The organism is Gymnodinialimonas sp., assembly GCF_059726805.1.
In genome coordinates this window covers 2,375,499-2,392,587 of record NZ_AP041059.1, presented here as the reverse complement: position 1 = coordinate 2,392,587, position 17,089 = coordinate 2,375,499, and the positions used below count along the sequence as shown (strand labels likewise).

The 17,089-nt window shown below is 63.9% G+C and carries 18 protein-coding genes; 9 read left to right on the top strand and 9 right to left on the bottom strand.

Going from position 1 to position 17,089, the window contains the following annotated elements; all coding sequences use genetic code 11:
* Positions 1-53 precede the first annotated feature (53 nt).
* Positions 54-1,424, top strand: coding sequence for a M20/M25/M40 family metallo-hydrolase (locus AC6I9R_RS11755; RefSeq protein ID WP_461425754.1), 1,371 nt, complete (start codon positions 54-56; stop codon positions 1,422-1,424).
* Here AC6I9R_RS11755 and AC6I9R_RS11750 read toward each other — a convergent pair.
* The 7 genes from AC6I9R_RS11750 to speB form a co-directional block, all read right to left on the bottom strand.
* Positions 1,421-1,957 carry a holin family protein gene (locus AC6I9R_RS11750; RefSeq protein WP_461425753.1) on the bottom strand — a complete coding sequence of 179 codons (537 nt, stop codon included), beginning with the start codon at positions 1,955-1,957 and terminating at the stop codon, positions 1,421-1,423. The genes AC6I9R_RS11755 and AC6I9R_RS11750 overlap by 4 nt on opposite strands.
* Positions 1,948-2,559: a holin-associated N-acetylmuramidase gene (locus AC6I9R_RS11745; RefSeq protein WP_461425752.1), complete on the bottom strand. Its 612-nt coding sequence runs from the start codon at positions 2,557-2,559 to the stop codon at positions 1,948-1,950. The genes AC6I9R_RS11750 and AC6I9R_RS11745 overlap by 10 nt, the downstream gene beginning before the upstream one ends.
* A 122-nt stretch (positions 2,560-2,681) precedes the next feature.
* Positions 2,682-3,128 carry a cytochrome c maturation protein CcmE gene (ccmE, locus tag AC6I9R_RS11740; RefSeq protein WP_461425751.1) on the bottom strand — a complete coding sequence of 149 codons (447 nt, stop codon included), beginning with the start codon at positions 3,126-3,128 and terminating at the stop codon, positions 2,682-2,684.
* A 12-nt stretch (positions 3,129-3,140) separates the two neighbouring features.
* Positions 3,141-4,169: an N-acetyl-gamma-glutamyl-phosphate reductase gene (gene argC / locus AC6I9R_RS11735; RefSeq protein WP_461425750.1), complete on the bottom strand. Its 1,029-nt coding sequence runs from the start codon at positions 4,167-4,169 to the stop codon at positions 3,141-3,143.
* A gap of 156 nt (positions 4,170-4,325) precedes the next feature.
* Positions 4,326-5,135 carry a glutamate racemase gene (locus tag AC6I9R_RS11730; RefSeq protein ID WP_461425749.1) on the bottom strand — a complete coding sequence of 270 codons (810 nt, stop codon included), beginning with the start codon at positions 5,133-5,135 and terminating at the stop codon, positions 4,326-4,328.
* Positions 5,135-6,094, bottom strand: a complete 960-nt coding sequence (locus tag AC6I9R_RS11725) for a lysophospholipid acyltransferase family protein (RefSeq protein ID WP_461425748.1) — start codon at positions 6,092-6,094, stop codon at positions 5,135-5,137. Before AC6I9R_RS11725 ends, AC6I9R_RS11730 begins: the two co-directional genes overlap by 1 nt.
* An 85-nt stretch (positions 6,095-6,179) precedes the next feature.
* Positions 6,180-7,142: an agmatinase gene (speB, locus tag AC6I9R_RS11720; RefSeq protein WP_461425747.1), complete on the bottom strand. Its 963-nt coding sequence runs from the start codon at positions 7,140-7,142 to the stop codon at positions 6,180-6,182.
* 64 nt (positions 7,143-7,206) lie between these two features.
* Between speB and AC6I9R_RS11715 the strand changes: the two genes are divergently transcribed.
* Both AC6I9R_RS11715 and AC6I9R_RS11710 read left to right on the top strand, forming a co-directional pair.
* On the top strand, positions 7,207-7,767 hold the full coding sequence (locus AC6I9R_RS11715; RefSeq protein WP_461425746.1) for a flavin reductase family protein: 561 nt from the start codon (positions 7,207-7,209) through the stop codon (positions 7,765-7,767).
* A gap of 80 nt (positions 7,768-7,847) precedes the next feature.
* Positions 7,848-9,038: a Hint domain-containing protein gene (locus AC6I9R_RS11710; RefSeq protein WP_461425745.1), complete on the top strand. Its 1,191-nt coding sequence runs from the start codon at positions 7,848-7,850 to the stop codon at positions 9,036-9,038.
* Between the two features lie 6 nt (positions 9,039-9,044).
* On the opposite strand, the gene AC6I9R_RS11705 is transcribed toward AC6I9R_RS11710, so the two are convergent.
* Entirely contained in the window at positions 9,045-10,205 is a 1,161-nt protein-coding gene (locus AC6I9R_RS11705) for a M20 aminoacylase family protein (protein ID WP_461425744.1), read from the bottom strand.
* Between the two features lie 166 nt (positions 10,206-10,371).
* A complete protein-coding gene (locus AC6I9R_RS11700; protein ID WP_461425743.1) occupies positions 10,372-11,004 on the bottom strand; it encodes an outer membrane protein in 633 nt (210 codons plus the stop codon).
* Between the two features lie 165 nt (positions 11,005-11,169).
* Here AC6I9R_RS11700 and mazG point away from each other — a divergent pair, with 165 nt between their 5' ends.
* From mazG to AC6I9R_RS11670, 6 genes are all read left to right on the top strand, one after another.
* Positions 11,170-11,979: a nucleoside triphosphate pyrophosphohydrolase gene (gene mazG, locus AC6I9R_RS11695; RefSeq protein ID WP_461425742.1), complete on the top strand. Its 810-nt coding sequence runs from the start codon at positions 11,170-11,172 to the stop codon at positions 11,977-11,979.
* 66 nt (positions 11,980-12,045) lie between these two features.
* A complete protein-coding gene (locus AC6I9R_RS11690) occupies positions 12,046-12,969 on the top strand; it encodes a DMT family transporter (RefSeq protein WP_461425741.1) in 924 nt (307 codons plus the stop codon).
* A 161-nt stretch (positions 12,970-13,130) separates the two neighbouring features.
* Positions 13,131-14,285 (top strand): OmpP1/FadL family transporter, encoded by a 1,155-nt coding sequence (locus tag AC6I9R_RS11685; protein WP_461425740.1) that lies wholly within the window; start codon positions 13,131-13,133, stop codon positions 14,283-14,285.
* 116 nt (positions 14,286-14,401) lie between these two features.
* Positions 14,402-15,304 (top strand): DMT family transporter, encoded by a 903-nt coding sequence (locus AC6I9R_RS11680; RefSeq protein WP_461425739.1) that lies wholly within the window; start codon positions 14,402-14,404, stop codon positions 15,302-15,304.
* 48 nt (positions 15,305-15,352) lie between these two features.
* Complete coding sequence (locus tag AC6I9R_RS11675) at positions 15,353-16,210, top strand: ATPase (protein WP_461426610.1); 858 nt, start codon at positions 15,353-15,355, stop codon at positions 16,208-16,210.
* Between the two features lie 41 nt (positions 16,211-16,251).
* On the top strand, positions 16,252-17,055 hold the full coding sequence (locus AC6I9R_RS11670) for a hypothetical protein (protein WP_461425738.1): 804 nt from the start codon (positions 16,252-16,254) through the stop codon (positions 17,053-17,055).
* Positions 17,056-17,089: the final 34 nt, after the last annotated feature.

The following is a 17,089-nucleotide window of genomic DNA, read 5'->3' as shown; positions in this document are numbered from 1 at the left end:
AGCGCTTGGTTTTAGGGGATGCAGAGGGCGGCGATGCCTTTTATGCTTGGCCCATGTCCCCAAGTTCTCTTCACCGGGCGGGCGCTGCCGCCGCTGGCACCGATGCGTTTCGTGACCGCCTCGCGGCGCTGATCGCCGTGCCGACCGATGCCAAGGCCCCAGGGGCTGCGCCGCATCTCTCGGCCTATTTTGACCTCGTCGGTGAATGGTTAACGGCGTTAGGATTTACAATCGCGCGCCACGGGGCTGACGGTCTGCCGTTCCTGATTGCCCACCGGTTTGAAGCCGAAGACCTGCCCACGGTCCTCAGCTATTCCCACGGGGACGTCGTGCCGGGCATGGAGGGGCGGTGGCAGGGCGGCCTTGATCCCTGGACCCTGACGGAAGTGGGAGAGGATTGGTTCGGGCGCGGGATTGCCGACAACAAGGGCCAGTTTCTGGTCAACCTGACGGCGCTAGAGACGGTGCTGGCCAACCGCGGGCGCCTCGGTGCCAATGTCACCTGGTTGATCGAGATGGGCGAGGAAATCGGCTCTCCGGGCATGGCGGAGTTCTGTGCCGCGCATTCTGAAGCCCTTGCCGCCGACATGCTGCTGGCCTCTGACGGGCCTCGTGTGGCCGTGGACCGCCCGACGGTGTTTCTGGGCGCGCGCGGCGGGGCGACGTTTCGGCTCGATCTGATCCACCGGGAGGCCGGGCGGCACTCGGGCAACTTCGGCGGCGCCCTGCGCAATCCGGCATTGGAAATGGCCCATGCGCTGACCTCGATCGCGGACCGTAACGGCGCGATCCAGATCCCAGGCTGGACACCCGGCACGATCCCCGACGCCACACGGCAAGCGTTAACGGGGTTAACCCCTGCGGGCGGCGCGATTGATCCCGACTGGGGCGCGCCCGGTCTGACCCCGGCGGAGCGCATTCACGCCTGGTCCTCGGCCGAAGTGCTGGCGTTTCACGCAGGCGACCCGCCCGCACCGGTCAACGCCATTCCGCCCTGCGCCTCGGCCTGGGTGCAGCTACGCTTTGCCCCCGGCACCGATGATACCCGGCTAGAGGCCGCCCTGCGCGCGCATCTCGATGCCCATGGCTTCGCCGACATCGCCATTACCCAGGAAGGCCCGTTCTTTGCCGCCAGCCAAACGCCCGTCGACCATCCCGCCGCACAGCTGATCGCCCGCGCCATTGCCGAGGGCACCGGGACGCCTCCGGTGATCCTGCCCGCCCTCGGCGGGTCGCTGCCCAATGACATCTTCCGCGACACCCTCGGCCTGCCCACGGTCTGGGTGCCCCATTCCTTCCCCGGCTGTTCGCAACACGCCCCGGACGAGCATCTGCCAAAACGCCTGCTGCAGGATGCAACAGGCGTGATGAGCATAGCTTGGGGCGCGTTGGACGGTGTCCGGCCCGGGGATCTGCGCGGTTAGTCGCTGCCGCGCCACTCTGACAGGGCCGGATTGTCGGCGGCTTGGGGCGCGGGCTCTTCTTCCCGGCGGCGGCGTTGGAACACGTTGCCCAATCGATCCCGCAGGCTGCGACGCCGGGTGCCGCCCGGGCGCGGGTCCTGTTCGCGTGTGTAATGCAACTCACGCGCGCCGAAGTAGAAGCTGACAATCGCCCCCAGAAGCCACCACAGCGGCTCGGGCACCTCTTGCAGGCCCACCATCCGGTCCGAGAAGCCCACGGGTTCAGCCATCGCATAGATGAACAGACCCAGCGTCCCGAGCGCCAGCATCGGACGCGGCAAACGGTTAAGACCGTTAATCATTCGGTCGAACCAGCCGGTGCCTGCGTGCTCGAACTCGGCTGAGGCGGTCTCCAGCGTGGCCTGATGGATCTCGGCGGCCAGTTCCATGGCGCGAGTGGCGTTGGGCACGAAGACCTCCGACAGTCCCTCCGCCGCCTCGCCGATGCTGCCCACGGTTTGCCCCCCGCCCAGGGCGCGGTCAATCAGCCCCATGACGCGGTCCGATCCCGGTGCTGCGCCAAGGTCAGGTGATAGCGCGGTGAGATGAACTCTTCCGCCCGCACGATCCAGCCGCCCTTGCCGCCATCGCGCCGGCGCGCATACTTGCGTGAGGCCGGCCTGCGATCCCCGATCCGGTAGTAATAATTGCGCCGTGCGATGCCGTAGGCATCGGCCAGATGATCCGGCGCATCGGTGAAGGCCGCATGGGCCGCCCGCGCCGTTTGCGGGCCAATCGCGCCATCCACGGCGATATCGAGCCCCATATCGCGCAACAGCCGCTGCAGGATCTTCACCGCGTTCGAGCCCGCGTTGACCTGCATGTCGAATACGCTGGCCTGCAGCGGCTCGGGCAACATGTGGATGTTGGGGCGGCGAAAGTAATGCTCCAGAAACAGATCCGTGGCGATTTCCGGCGTGACGAGGTGCACATCAGCCACGTCCACGTCGCCATCCGCGTCCAGATCAAGGCCCAAGGCGCGCATCGTGTGGATCGTCACACCATGCTTCGTCGCCCCACCCGGATCGTCGGGATCATTCACAAAGCCCCCTTCGCGGGCCACGATTTCTTCTGCGATAGACCGAACCGACTGCATGGGTTCGCCCTCCATGCTCTAGGTTTCGGAAGACCCAAAGGAACAATGGCAGGGTTAACAAAGCCCTAACGGACCTCAAAAAAGCTGCGAGGAGGCGTCAGCCGAGGAGGGGTTGGCCCGCCTCAGGTACCGTTGCCTTCCATGGTGTACCCCTGCGCTTCCAGCGCCTCGGTCACTTCGGCGGGCATGTAAGTCTCGTCATGGCGGGCGAGAATTTCCGTGGCCTGAAACGTGCCGTCCACCATCCGCCCGGTCCCGACCATACCTTCGCCCTCGCCAAACAAATCCGGCAGCACGCCCGTGTAGCTGACGGGAATGGACGCCGCGAAATCGGTGACATTAAACGTAATCGTCTCCCCCTGGCCGCGCACCAGGGTGCCCTCTTCCACCATGCCGCCAATGCGAAAAACCTCATCAGGGGGCGGCGGGTTCTCGGCCACTTCCGCGGGCGGGCGGAAGAAATTGATGCCGTCCCGCAGAGCATAGCCGATCAGGACCGACGACAGGGTCAGCGCAACAGCGGCAACGATAAGGATCTGGATCCGGCGCTGTTTTTTCAGTCCTCGCATCTCAACATCTCCTTACGGGAAGACCCCAACACCCGTCAGGCCCGCCGTCTCTTCCAACCCCAGCATCAGGTTCGCGTTCTGCACGGCCTGACCGCTGGAACCTTTGCACAAATTGTCCAACGCCGCCACGACCTGGGCCCGGCCGCTGCGCCGGTCGGCGACCACGCCGATGTGGCAATAATTGGTGCCCCGCACGTCGTGTGTCGAGGGGGCTGCGCCCATCGGTAGCACTTCGATGAAGGGCTCGCTTTGATACGCATCAACCAACGCGCCGTGGATGGCTTGCGCCTCGCCCCGGACGTAGCACGTCGCCAGAATGCCCCGGTTGAAGGGCGCAAGATGGGGGGTGAACTGGACCTCGACCTTGCGGCCTGCGACACGGCTAAACTCTTGATCAAACTCACCTAAATGCCGGTGCGTGCCGCCCAGAGCATAAGCGTTTGTGCCTTCGCTGAGTTCTGCGTGCAGCAGGTTTTCCTTCAGCGACCGCCCCGCGCCCGAGACGCCGCAGATCAGATCAAGGATGATCTCATCAAGATCGATCACCCCCGCCGCGATCAGCGGACGCAAAGCAAACTGCCCCGTGGCCGCATTGCAGCCGGTGCCCGCCACCAGCCGCGCGGTGCGGATTTCGTCGCGGTAGAACTCGGTCAACCCATAGACGGCCTGGGCCTGAAGCTCGGGCGCGTCGTGGGCTTTGCCATACCATTTGGCGTAATCCGCGACGTCGCGCAGCCGGAAGTCTGCCGATAAATCCACAACTTTAAGATCGCCCGGCAAGTCTTTGATAACGCTTTGTGACGTCGCGTGCGGCAAGGCGCAAAAAGCCAAATCAACCCCAGAGAAATCCACATCCTCGATCCGCACCAGATCGGGCAGCCCGGCCGTGCGCAGAAAAGGATAGACCGAGGCCATGGGCTGGCCTGCCTTGCGGTCGCCCGTCAGCGCCACGATCTCCATTTCCGGGTGCCCGGCGATCAGGCGGCACAGCTCTGCGCCCGTGTAGCCCGAGGCGCCGAGGATCGCGATTTTCTTGGTCATTGTCGTCACCGTTTTTTCATCTCGAGGGGGTCTATGCCAATGCGTCTGCGCGTTCAAATCATCGCTTGTGATCGGCCCATCACGGGCAGTGACATCGGTACACAGCGCGTACACACCCTGTACACACCCCATACACCGATGGGCGCCTGCGCCGGGTCACACGGCCTGGAACTTGATCTCTCGTCGCAGGAAGATCGTGGCCTTGGCCTCCACCGATTTTGGATCACCCGAGGTCAGGAACGCGGGCTGGCCTTCGCCCAACATCTCGGGGCGGCGCTGCAGATAATCGCCCAGGCTCGCCGCCACCAGTGACGGCTGCGAGAAGACGGCAACGCCGTCGCCGAGGGCATCGCGAAACACATCCTCGACCAGGGGATAATGGGTACACCCCAGGATCGCGGCTTGCGGGTTGGGCATCCGCCGCTTCAACGCATCCACATGGCTGCGCACCAGCGCTTCCGCCAGGATCATATCGCCGTCCTCAATGGCATCGACGACACCGCCGCAGGGCTGCGCCTCCACATCGACGCCGATGGCGCGGAACGCCAACTCGCGCTGGAACGCGCGGCTGCTGACCGTCGTGGGCGTGGCAAAAAGCGCCACCTCTTTCACGTCAACTTCGCGCGGTGGAGAGTTGTCGCCCCATTGCCGCTCGGTCAGCGCTTCAATCAGCGGCACGAAGACGCCGAGCACGCGCTTGCCCTCGGGCACCCAGCCCTCCTGCATCCGCCGCAGCGCCGCCGCAGAGGCGGTGTTGCACGCCAGGATCACCAGGTCACAGCCGCGATCAAACAGCTCCTGCACGCCGTCCGTCGTCAGGTTGTAGATGTCATTGGCCTCGCGCACGCCATAGGGCGTGTGGGCGTTGTCGCCCATGTAGATCAGCGGCACCTCGGGCAGCGCCTTGGAAACCGCGTCGAGCACTGTCAGCCCGCCCAGGCCAGAATCGAAAATTCCCACTGCCATCAATAATAGTCCTTCATGCTCTTCTTGGCCTTCAACCTCAGTTTCGCGGACTTCTCTTCCGGTCCACGGTGCCTGTCCTCAAATTCGAACCCATGCGCCTGCGCGTCAAGGGGCCGTGGAGACAGGGCATAGGTGGTTTGGCGCAGAAACTCCATCAAGGCTTTCGCGTCACCTGCCAGCGCATCGAGGTCCGCGCGCGGGATCGGCTCCCCCACGACCACCTTCACCTCGGAATTCGTGCGCGCTTTGAACTCCTTGATCAGAAGGCCCATCCGCAGGGTGTAATGCAGGTGGCTCATGAGTTGAAACAGGCGCGAGTTGTGGCCGTCGAAGTAGATCGGCACCACGGTGGCTTCCGACTTGGCGATCATCCGTGCGGTAAAACTGCGCCACTTGGGGTCCATGGGACGCCCGAAGGGCTTGGCCGCCGTGGACACCGTGCCGCCGGGAAACACGCCAATCGCACCGCCCTCGGCCAGGTAATTCAGTGCGGTCTTGCGCGTGGCGATGTTCTGGGCCAGCGCTTCTTTGGTTTCATCAAACGACACCGGCAGGATGATCCGGTTCAGGTCCTCGGCCTTGCGGAACACCTGATGGGCGAGAATGCGAAAATCACCCCGGGTCTGGGCCAGGATATGGCCCATCATCAGCCCATCGAGGATGCCGTAGGGGTGGTTCGCGATCAGCACGACGGGCCCGGTCGTAGGGATGTTGGAGAGCGCGCCGCCGATCACCTTCAGCTCCAGCTTGTACCGCTCCACCATCACGTCCCAGAAATCGCGGCCCCGGCGCACCTCGTCGTCGTAGCCTTCCGCCGCCTTGATCAGGCGCAGGCGTCCGGTGGTGTTCTCCATCGCGCGGATCATCGCGCGCCCGCCCTTGGTGGCCGCCGAATTGGCGTAGGAGATCTCGCGCGCGACGGCGCGGGTCTCGGGGTCAGGGCGGCGACGGTTGGGCATTGGATGACCTCGTCAGGGGCGTGCACCCCGACATGTAGGGATTGCCGCCTGCCCGGTCCAGTGACGTTTCGGCGACAGGGGCCGCCTATCGACGCGTCCAGCCCCAAAGGCACAGAAGCTCCATCGCCACATGGGCGCCGGCGACAGCGGTGATCTCGGCCGTGTCGAAGGGGGGCGAGACCTCGACCACATCGCCGCCGACCAGGTTGATCCCGGCCAGATCGCGCAGAAGGATCGCCGCCTGGGCCGAGGTCAGCCCGCCCCAGACCGGCGTGCCGGTGCCCGGCGCAAAGGCCGGATCGAGCGCGTCGATGTCGAAGCTGAGGTAGACCGGCGCGTCCCCCGCGCGCGCCTTGGCGGCTGCCGCGACGGCGCTGGGGCCTGCCTCTACCACCTCGCGAGCGTCGTGGATATGAATGCCCAGGTTATCCTCGACCACCGTGCGGATCCCGATATGAGAGGAGCGCGCGACATTGATCAGCCCTTCCTTGACCGCCGTGTAGCAGAAGGTGCCGTGATCAATCCGCAGGGGATCATCGTCGGGCCAGGTGTCCGTATGCGCATCGACCTGGATCAGGGCAAGAGGCCCGTGGACGGCGGCGTGGGCGCGCAGAATGGGCAGCGTGATGGAATGATCGCCACCGAGGGTGAGGGCCGCGGTCCCTGCCCCCAGGATGCCCGCGATATGCGCCTCGATCCGGGCCGGGACATCCGCGGTGTAGGCGTAATCCAGCGCCATATCGCCGTAATCTGCCACGGCAAGCGCCTCCAGCGGTGAATAGCCGTCCCAGCCATAGGGCGGATCGCAGGGCTGCAGGGCCGAGGCGGCGCGGATCGCGCGCGGGCCAAGGCGGGTGCCGGGGCGGTTGGTGACGGCTTGATCAAAGGGGATGCCGGTGACGGCCACATCCACGCCGCTCAGGTCCTTGGTGTATTTGCGGCGTAGGAACGACGGCGCGCCCGCAAAGACGTTCTCGAACGACAGGCCCTTCAAATCGCGCCGGGTGAAGGCTGCATCTACGTCGTTTTTCGCATCTTCCAGCGCCATGATCTGCCCCTCTGCTTCGCTTAAGCCTTGCTAACCGCAAGTTTTCCCGAGACGAAGCCCCAAATTGATCCATCTTGTGCCGCGTGACGCCGTGGGCGAGTGTGGCGGCGCGAATTGGGGGCATGTGATGGACGATCTGAAAGCAACCTTTCTGGAAGGCATGAGCAAGGCAGCCGCCTCGGTCTGTGTGGTCACGACCGATGGGCCTGCAGGGCGCGCGGGCGTCACGGTTTCGGCGATGACGTCGATCTCGGCCGATGGCGAGGCGCCGACGATGCTGACCTGCCTGAACGCGTCTTCGTCGTGCCTGCCGATTGTGCTCAAGAACGGGTGCTTCTGCATCAATGTGCTCAACACCGCGCAGACCGAGATATCGGACGTATTCTCGTCCCGCATCCCGGCGCCGGGTGGTGACAAGTTCAACGCGGTCACCCACGGCGTCCTGGCCAGCGGTGCGCCTTATTTGACCGAGGCGCTGGTGGGGTTTGATTGCACGCTGGTCTCAGCCGAGAAGCTCGGCACGCACCACATCTGCATCGGCGCGGTTCAGGCCGTGCAAGTGGCCCCCGAGGGCGAGCCGCTGCTTTACGGAATGCGCAGATATCTGCGGGCGCAATCCCACTGAACAGGCCCGTTTTTGCCGGTTTCACCGGTTCGCCACGATTCTTCCAGAAATGTGCCAAAGTCAGTTTTTAACTGCGCCCCATGGTAGCTTTTCTGGATGGCCTCTTTTTCAGTGAAATCCTGGCGGACAACGCCGGGTCCGGTGCGTTTGACACCGATGGCGATGGTGCGACCAACAAGGCCGATGAATACATCGAGATCCAGAACAACACCAAATCCACGATCGACCTGAGCAACTATTCAATCTGGAGCGCGCAGCGCGGTGAGCTGTTTGATTTCGGCACGGTGTCCAACCCCTCCATCGCCAGCGATGGCACGGCGACGGTTGTGGGCAACTACACTGGCACGCCCCCCATGGGGTCCAATTACTTCAGCGCGGGCCTGCCCGAGGGCAACGCGAACCAGGGGTTCTTGGAGGACGGCGAATCCGGCAAGTGGGACACGATCTACCTCGTCAACGAGACGACCCTAGAGTATATCGCGCTGGAATATGGCCCGTCCCATCCCGGCAATGTCGCGACACCCTTGGGGTTTCCTGGCACAATCAACGTGGGCCTGGAAAGCACCACCTCGGATGCGCCGAATGCGACCAGCATTCAGCGGGACGCAAACGGCGATCTGGTCGAAGGTACGCCGGACCCTGACGATTCCGGGCCCGTTTGTTTCGTCAAAGGCACGCAGATCCTGACCGCGACGGGCCCGCGCCCCATCGAAGACTTGGCGCCGGGCGATCTGATTGTGACCCGGGACAATGGCCCCCAAACCCTGCGCTGGATTGGCAGCAGCGCGCAGAGCCGCGCCGCACTTTGCGCCGCGCCCCACCTGCGCCCGATCCGGATCGCGACGGGGGCCCTGGGCAAGGGCCTGCCCACCCGCGATCTTCTGGTGTCGCCGCAGCATCGGATTTTGGTGCAGTCGCGCATTGCCGAGCGGATGTTCGGCCCGGGCGGCGTTCTGGTGCCTGCGGTGAAGCTTTTGCCCCTGCCCGGCGTCACCCGCATGGGACCGGCCCCGGTGACCTATTATCATCTGCTCTTCGACCGCCACGAGATCGTGTTTTCCGAGGGCAGCGCCACCGAAAGCCTCTACCTCGGCCCGATGGCCCGCGAAACGCTTGGCGCAGATGCACTGGCGGAAATCGCCGCCCTGTTCCCGGATCTGCCCCCGACGATGCCGACGCCCGCGCGCGGGATCCCCAAGGGTCACAGGCTGCGCCGCTTGGTCGAGCGCCATGGGCGCAACCCTCAAAGGCAATTGATCGAGGCCGAATAAAGCGCCTTAGGCAGGGTTTGCCGTCTCGACGATCCGCGCAAGGAAACTGGCGCCGATGGGCGCGATGTCATCGTTGAAGTCGAATTCCGGGTGGTGCAGCCCCGCGCCCGCGCCGGCTCCCAGAAACAGATACGCCCCGGGGCGGGCTTGCAGCATATAGGCGAAATCCTCGGCCCCCATTTCCCTGTTGCCATCATCCACGACAGCGGCGTCCCCCACGACCTCTCGCGCGACCCGAGCGGCGAAGGCGGTCTGTTCGGGATCGTTGATCGTCGCGGGGTAGCCGCGCTCATAGGTCAGCTGCGCGGTGACGTTGAACGCCGCCGCGGTGCCGTCGACGATCTCGCCCATGCGGCGTTCCACCATGTCCTGAACGGCGGGGTCAAACGTGCGCACGGTACCGTTCAGCATCGCTGTATCGGGTATCACGTTGCTGGCCGAGCCGGAGTGGATCTGCGTGACCGACACCACCAGATCATCGAGCGAGCGGTTGTTGCGCGACACGATGGTGCCAAAGGCCTGGGCGATGGCCAGCGCGGGCGGGATCGGATCGAGGGTGTCCTGCGGATAGGCGCCGTGCCCGCCCTTTCCCGTGATCTCGACCGTGACGGTATCGACGGCGGCCATGATCGGCCCCGGCGTGGTGTAAAACGCCCCCTCCGGCGCGCCGGGGATGTTGTGGATCGCAAAGATACGCTCGATCTCAAATCTATCCATGGCGCCTTCGCGCACCATGACCTCTCCGCCGCCGCCATCTTCCTCGGCGGGTTGGAAGATCAGCGCCACACGGCCCCTGAAATTGCACGTCTCGGCCAGGTATTTCGCCGCGCCAAGCAGCATCGTCGTGTGCCCATCATGGCCGCAGGCGTGCATTGTGCCCGGAACGGTCGAGGCATGTTCTGCCCCCGTCGCCTCGGCGATGGGCAGCGCGTCCATGTCGGCGCGTAGGCCAATGGTGGGGCCCGGCACGCCGCTGTCGATGATCGCGATGACGCCGCTGGTTGCGATGCCGGTGTGAATGTCCGTGATGCCAAAGGCCTTCAGACGCTCCACAATGAAGGCGGCGGTCCCGTGGCAATCAAAGTTCAGCTCGGGGTGCCTATGCAAGTGCCTGCGCCAGGTCTTCATCTCGGGCGCAGCGGCGGCGATGGAATTGATGACAGGCATGGGGCGTGCTTCCTTGGTGGATCCGCCCGAGATGGAGCCACAGGTTCCACCAAACCTCAACGCCTATCCGCATCTGGGCTTTGCACCACGCCCAAAGAAAAACCGCCCCCCAACACGCGATGGCATCGGGAAGCGGCTTCGAGGTAACTTGGGTTCTTACGCTTGTTTAGAAGCGGAAGGACGCGCGCAGCGAGATCGTGTTGAGGTCAACCTCGGTCGTCTGCGTGGCGCTGTTGGGGTTGTCGCCTTCCAGCATACGTGCGGTGTAGTCGAGACCGACGATGATGCTGTCGGTGATCTGGAACTCGGCGCCGAGGCCATAGTTGAAGCCCGTCAGATCGAACTCGTTGCCGTCGGTCGCCAGGATGTCGTCATAGGTACCGGTCGAGAAACCGAGGGCACCGTAGACCAGCACCGAACCAAGCGCATAGCCCAACGTGGCGCGGGCGTCGACGAACGTGCCGTCCAGCGCGGAAGTGCCCGCGAAGCCGGTCACAGCGATCTCGTCGACCATGTGGAGGGCAAGTTCACCACCGTAAACCAAGTTGCCGTTCTGCATGCGGTAACCGGCGAAGATGGAGTGGAGGTTGCCGTCGTCCAGCTCACGCGGAACATCGGGGTTGAAGAAGTCGATGTCGCCCATCGTCGTGGCGGCGCCAAGACCGACGTAGAAACCGTCCCAGGTCACAACGGGGTCGATCACGACCGGAACCGGTGCAGGGGGAACTTCTACGGGGCCGGCAAATGCCATTGTCGGGGCCATCAGGGAAACGAGTGCGGCAGCAGTAAATTTGTTCATTGGTAATCCTCACTGATACTCTTCGGTTGAAGCTGAGGATTGATTAACCCTGCGGCAGGCGGCGTTCAATTGCCGCGTCCGCCCCGGAATTGAAATGTGTTGAGACTGTGGCGGATTCGGCACGCCCCCTTGATTGACCGAAATTCTCGCCACAATAAGGCCGGTATGAGCCATCCAAACCACGCCCTGCCTTCTGACCCGATGCCGCGTCTGCGGGCTATCATGTCCCGCCTGCGCGACCCGGTGCACGGCTGCCCCTGGGATGTGGCGCAAAGCTTCGCAACCATTGCCCCCTATACCATTGAAGAGGCTTATGAAGTTGCCGATGCCATCGCACGGGGCGATATGGAGGAATTGAAAGGCGAATTGGGGGATCTGCTGTTTCAATCGGTTTTCCACGCCCAAATGGCCGAGGATTCGGGGCTCTTTGATTTCGACGACGTGGCCCGTGCGATCGGCGACAAGATGATCGCCCGCCACCCCCATGTCTTTGGCGAAGAAAGCAACGAAAAATCCGCCGAACAGCAGGTCAGCGATTGGGAGGCCGTGAAAGCGGCAGAGCGGGCTGCCAAGGCAAAAGGCGGTGTGCTCGATGACGTGGCCTTGGGGTTGCCTGCGCTGATGCGGGCCGAGAAGCTGCAGAAGCGCGCCGCGCGCGTCGGGTTTGATTGGCCCGAGATTAACATGGTTATCAACAAGATAGCCGAAGAAGTTGAAGAGCTGGTTGAGGCGCGCGATACGCTTCCTCAGGCTAAGATCGAGGAAGAGATGGGCGATCTGCTGTTCGTCATGGCCAACCTCGCGCGGCACCTCAAGGTGGACCCGGAAACCGCGCTGCGCGGCGCAAACGCCAAGTTCGTGCGCCGCTTTTCCTATATTGAACAACAACTTGCAGCGCGTTCTTCAAGCCCCGCAGACAGCACGTTGGAAGAAATGGACGCGTTTTGGGACGCGGCCAAGGCCAAGGGGCTTTGACGGGCGCGCGCCCTGCGCCGCGCTTTTCGCTGGTCGCCGCCGTGCGGGCCGATACATTGCGCCCCAATGGTCGATCATCCCCCCTCACCCGCGCTGCCCGAGGTTGCGCCCTCCAATGTGCCCAAGGCGGCGGCCTTCATGGTCGGCGCGATCTTCGCGTTTTCGGCGATGGCCGTGGCAGGCCGCGAGGCAACGCTAGAGATCGACACCTTCGAGTTGATGACCTACCGCTCCATCGTCGGGCTGTTCCTGGTCCTGCTGATCGGCGGGCTGACCGGGCATTTGAACGAGATCCGCACGGACCGGATGCCGACCCATGTTTTTCGCAACATCTTCCATTTCGCGGGCCAAAACCTGTGGTTTCTGGCCGTCGGCCTGATTCCCCTGGCACAGCTTTTTGCGCTGGAATTCACCTCTCCGCTTTGGGTGATGGGCTTTGCGGCGCTGTTTCTGGGCGAGCGGCTGACGCGGGTGAAGACCTTCGCTGCGATCCTGGGCTTTATCGGCGTGCTGATTGTCGTGCAGCCGGGATCAGCACCGTTTTCGATTGGCATGGGTGCCGCACTTCTGGCGGCGGTCTGTTTTGCGATCACGGCGATCTTCACCAAACGGCTGACCCGCGACCAGTCCATCACCTGCATCCTGTTCTGGCTGACCGTGATCCAACTGATCCTGGGGCTCGCCTTCTGCCTTTATGACGGGCAGATGGCCTTCCCCTCGGCGCAGACCCTGCCCTGGGTCATCGTGATCGGCGTTGCCGGGCTTGCGGCACACTTCTGCATGACCGCCGCCTTTGCCTATGCGCCCGCCTCTGTGGTCATGCCCATCGACTTCGCGCGTCTGCCGCTGATCGCCATTGTGGGCATGATCCTTTACGCCGAGCCATTGCAATGGGGCGTGCTGATCGGCGCGGTTCTGATCTTCGGGGCCAATTACATGAACATCCTGGCCGAGCATCGGCGCAGCCGGAACCCTGCCCAGACCCGGTGAAGTGTCACAAAAGGGACACAGAACAAATCCTGAAACCATGACAATTGTCACGTGACGCTGGGGAATAATTGACCGGCGCAAGGATATTACGCCTTAAACTTAGGCAAGACCTGCGTGGGAGAGCGCGGGACATTCCGGGACACTTCGACGGGGAGACACGTATGACCCGCTTCACTGCATCGACCACCGCCCTTGCGGCACTTCTGGCCACCACGACCCTTGCCCATGCCGGCGGGGTGGAGCGTCAGGCCCAAAGCCCCGCCATCCTGTTCCAGGAAGGCACCTATGTTGAGTTTGGCTTCACCTATGTCGACCCCGACATTTCCGGCATCCAGGCGGTGAACGCCCCGCCGACGGCGGCGGGCGCGGACTCGGGCGATGTGGCCCCGTCCTACAGCTTTTCGTCGCTGGCCTACCGCCAGGACATCACCGATTCGGTGTCTGTCGCGCTGATCTATGATCAGCCGGTTGGCGCGGACGTCGACTATCAGAACGCCGCCTACCTCTACGGTTTGGGCGCAGGCTCTCAAGCGGAACTGCGCGCGCAGGCCCTGACGATCGCGGCACGCTACCAGTTTAACGAGAACATCTCGGTTTACGGCGGCCTGCGCGCCGTGACGTTGGAGGGCGATGTGCGCCTGTTCAACGGCTCGGGCGGGGGCGCCACGCGCTATCAGGTTGAAGCCGACACGGATCATGAGCTTGGCTTCATGCTGGGTGCCGCCTACGAGCGTCCAGACATCGCCCTGCGCGTCGCGCTAACCTACTACAGCGCCACCGAGCACACCTTCACCGGCACCGAAACCGCCGGCGGCGTGACCGGACCGTCGACGTTCAACTCCACGATCCCGCAGCAAGTGCTGCTGGAGGCGCAATCGGGCGTCGCGGAGGGCACGCTGGTTTTCGGCTCGGTCCGTTGGACCGATTGGACCGAGTTCAACATCTCGCCCCCCACCTATATCGCCGCCGTCTCTGCCGGGCGTCCGCTGGTGGAGTACAACTCTGACGTCTGGACCTACACGCTCGGCGGTGCCCGGGTGCTGAACGACACTTGGACGCTTCTGGGCTCGATCACCTATGAAGATCAGGTCGGCGGCTTTGCCGGCAACCTCGGGCCCACAGACGGGCGGACCTCCTTTGGCCTTGGCGCGCGCTACACCAGCGGCAACGTCACCATCACCGGCGGCATCAACTACACGCTTCTGGGCGATGCGATCACCCAAGCGCCGCAGCCGTTCCCCAATGGGACGACATTTGCCAACTTCAACGACAACACTGCCGTCGGTTTCGGCCTGCGGGTTGGCTACACGTTCTAAGCTGGCAGCCTGACGCACCCCAAACCCCGCGTGCCCCGAAGGCGCGCGGGGTTTTTCTTCGCCTGATCCGCAGGTTCCGGGTCGCGCGAGGCCAATGCCCGGTCTAGACCGCTGCCATGACGCAAACCTCTGTCAGCACCCGCGCCTGGGCCGAGATGGGCCTTCTGGGCCTCATCTGGGGCGCCTCGTTCCTGTCCATCAAAGTGGGCCTTGAAGAGATCCCCTTTGTCACCCTCGTCATGCACCGCGTCGTCTGGGCCTGCGTGATCCTTTGGGCCTACGTTCTGATCCGCCGCCTGCCCGTGCCGGGCGATCCGCGCATCTGGGGCGCGTTTCTCGTCATGGGCCTCTTGAACAACGTCATCCCCTTCTCGCTCATGGCATGGGGCCAGCAGTTCATCGAGACGGGCCTGACGTCGATCTTCAACGCAGGTACCGCGATCTTCGGCGTGCTGGTCGCGGCGCTGGTCTTTGCCGATGAGCGCCTGACCCTGCGCAAGAGCGCGGGCGTGATCGTCGCTTTTGCGGGGGTCGCCGTGGCCATCGGCCTCGACAGCCTGCGGCAGTTTGATATCCGCTCACTCGCGCAATTGGCGGTGATCGGCGGCACGATCTCTTATGCCTTCGCCAGCGCTTGGGCGCGCCGGACGTTGCAAGGCCTGGCCCCGCCCGTCGCGGCGGCGGGCATGTTGACCGGTGCCACGCTGATCCTGGTGCCTGCCGCGCTGATCCTCGACGGCACGCCGCAATGGCCCGCCCTGCCCGTCACCTACGCCGCTGTGGCCTACTTCGCCATCTTTGGCACCGCGATTGCCTACCTTCTCTATTACCGCGTGCTGGCCATGGCGGGCGCGGGCAATGCGATGCTGGTGACCTTGCTGATCCCGCCCGTCGCCATTGTGCTCGGCGCCCTTGTTCTGGGCGAGCGCCTTGCCCCGCAAGCCTTCGCGGGGTTCAGCCTGCTGGCGCTGGGTCTCCTGATCCTGGATGGGCGCATAATCCGGTGGCTGCGCCCCTAGGGTCCTTGCCAATCGCGCAAGCGCCGTGGCAAGCCTGCGGCCATGGACTTGATCTACGACAGCCCCCAAGCCTTCCTGGACGCCCCCGCCAAGCGGGTGGCGGTTTTTGGCATGTCGGGCCTCGGCAAGACGGTGCTGTCAGACAAGCTGCGCGCGGGTGGTGATTGGTTCCACTACTCCGTCGATTACCGCATCGGCACGGCCTATATGGGCGAGCACATTACCGATAACCTCAAGGCGCAGGCCATGACGGTGCCGTTTCTGGCCGATCTTTTTCGCTCTGATAGCATCTACATCGGGTCCAACATCACCTTCGGCAACCTTGCGCCCCTGTCCACCTATCTGGGCAAGCCCGGCGATCCCGCGCGCGGCGGTCTGCCGTTTGCGGAATACAATCGCCGCCAGGCCCTGCACCGCCGGGCCGAGGTCAACGCGCTGCTCGACACCCTGCCCTTCATTCACCGCGCCACCTCGCTTTACGGCTACGACAATTTCATCTGCGACACCGGCGGGTCGATCTGTGAGGTCGTGGATCCCTCGGACCCCGCTGACGAGGTGCTGAGCACCCTGGCACAGAACGCGCTGATGATCTGGATCGAAACGCCCGAGGGCCATGACGCCGAGCTGATCCGCCGCTTCAAGCTGAACCCCAAGCCGATCTACTATCGGCCCGCGATGCTCGACGCGCTGTGGCAGGGCTATCTGGACACCCACGGGGTGAAAGAGGCCGACGTTGACCCCGACGCCTTCGCCGTCCACGCCTTCGCCCACGTCATCCACCACCGCGCGCCACTTTATGCGGCGATGGCACAGCATTGGGGCGTCAGCGTTTCGGCGGCCGAGGTGGAGGCCGTGCGCGACGCCACGGATGCGGAAGAGATGATCGCCACGGCGCTGTCGCGCTAGGCGCTCTTGCCAGATCGGGCGCTTTGCCCTGTTATGGCGCGATGAAGCACTTTCTTTTTTATGCCTTAGCCACCTTTTGCACCGCCTCCGTGCCCGCAAACGCCCAATCCATCGACGGACAGGCTTGCGCCACGGTCACCGCCTTTGGCGATGTCCCCCATGGCGCGGAGCCCTCGGTCATCGTCTCACCACTCACCACGCCGGGAAGATTTGGCCAGGCGATGGGCTGCATCTTTTACCGTCGCGCCGATGGCCAGATCGAGATGGTCGCGGTCGAAAACATCCCCGTCGACGGCGGCGAGGTGCAGGTCATCTACCGCGATACGCAACTGGTTGCGCGCTTTTCGGCAGTTGGTGCGCCGGAGCAGGAGCAACTCGCCGCCTGTTTCGCCGACACCCCCGTCGCCGGTGAGTTTGAATGTGAGACGTTCTTCACTGACGCCCCCCAGGGCGCGCTATTTGAGCGGACCTATACGACGTTGGGCGATCTCGTCGGCCTTAACATCGTCATCGCGCCGAGGGTTCTTTATGACGGCGCGGTTTTCAACATGGAGTTGGGCCGCGCCGCGCCCGAGAACATCCGCGTCCGGCTGCGGTTCCCTCAATCCGATCTGACTCTTCGGCTCGAGTCCTTCCCCGGCGACACGTCGCAATTCGGCCTGACGAACATCGAAGACATCCTGAGCGTAAACACCGCCCTTGATGTGCCCGGCGCGCGCATGGTGATCGAGGTCTCGGCCAATAGAGGCAGCTATTATGAGCAAATGGAGATCCCGCCCGAGGACCTAGGACGCCGCATGCAGTTCCTTGCAGCCCTGGCGCCGTTGATGCTTGTCGGCGGCTAAACCCGCCCATCGACATCGCGTTTGAGTGATCCGT

Bases quoted from the DNA above. Each gene is read 5' to 3' on its own strand.
- AC6I9R_RS11750 (WP_461425753.1), bottom strand. From the start codon at position 1,957: ATGGGGCTGATTGACCGCGCCCTGGGCGGGGGGCAAACCGTGGGCAGC.
- AC6I9R_RS11690 (WP_461425741.1), top strand. From the start codon at position 12,046: ATGGTCGATCATCCCCCCTCACCCGCGCTGCCCGAGGTTGCGCCCTCC.
- AC6I9R_RS11700 (WP_461425743.1), bottom strand. From the start codon at position 11,004: ATGAACAAATTTACTGCTGCCGCACTCGTTTCCCTGATGGCCCCGACA.
- AC6I9R_RS11745 (WP_461425752.1), bottom strand. From the start codon at position 2,559: ATGCAGTCGGTTCGGTCTATCGCAGAAGAAATCGTGGCCCGCGAAGGG.
- AC6I9R_RS11755 (WP_461425754.1), top strand. From the start codon at position 54: ATGTCCCCAAGTTCTCTTCACCGGGCGGGCGCTGCCGCCGCTGGCACC.
- mazG (WP_461425742.1), top strand. From the start codon at position 11,170: ATGAGCCATCCAAACCACGCCCTGCCTTCTGACCCGATGCCGCGTCTG.
- ccmE (WP_461425751.1), bottom strand. From the start codon at position 3,128: ATGCGAGGACTGAAAAAACAGCGCCGGATCCAGATCCTTATCGTTGCC.
- AC6I9R_RS11710 (WP_461425745.1), top strand. From the start codon at position 7,848: ATGGTAGCTTTTCTGGATGGCCTCTTTTTCAGTGAAATCCTGGCGGAC.
- argC (WP_461425750.1), bottom strand. From the start codon at position 4,169: ATGACCAAGAAAATCGCGATCCTCGGCGCCTCGGGCTACACGGGCGCA.
- AC6I9R_RS11725 (WP_461425748.1), bottom strand. From the start codon at position 6,094: ATGCCCAACCGTCGCCGCCCTGACCCCGAGACCCGCGCCGTCGCGCGC.
- AC6I9R_RS11680 (WP_461425739.1), top strand. From the start codon at position 14,402: ATGACGCAAACCTCTGTCAGCACCCGCGCCTGGGCCGAGATGGGCCTT.
- AC6I9R_RS11730 (WP_461425749.1), bottom strand. From the start codon at position 5,135: ATGGCAGTGGGAATTTTCGATTCTGGCCTGGGCGGGCTGACAGTGCTC.
- AC6I9R_RS11670 (WP_461425738.1), top strand. From the start codon at position 16,252: ATGAAGCACTTTCTTTTTTATGCCTTAGCCACCTTTTGCACCGCCTCC.
- AC6I9R_RS11685 (WP_461425740.1), top strand. From the start codon at position 13,131: ATGACCCGCTTCACTGCATCGACCACCGCCCTTGCGGCACTTCTGGCC.
- speB (WP_461425747.1), bottom strand. From the start codon at position 7,142: ATGGCGCTGGAAGATGCGAAAAACGACGTAGATGCAGCCTTCACCCGG.
- AC6I9R_RS11705 (WP_461425744.1), bottom strand. From the start codon at position 10,205: ATGCCTGTCATCAATTCCATCGCCGCCGCTGCGCCCGAGATGAAGACC.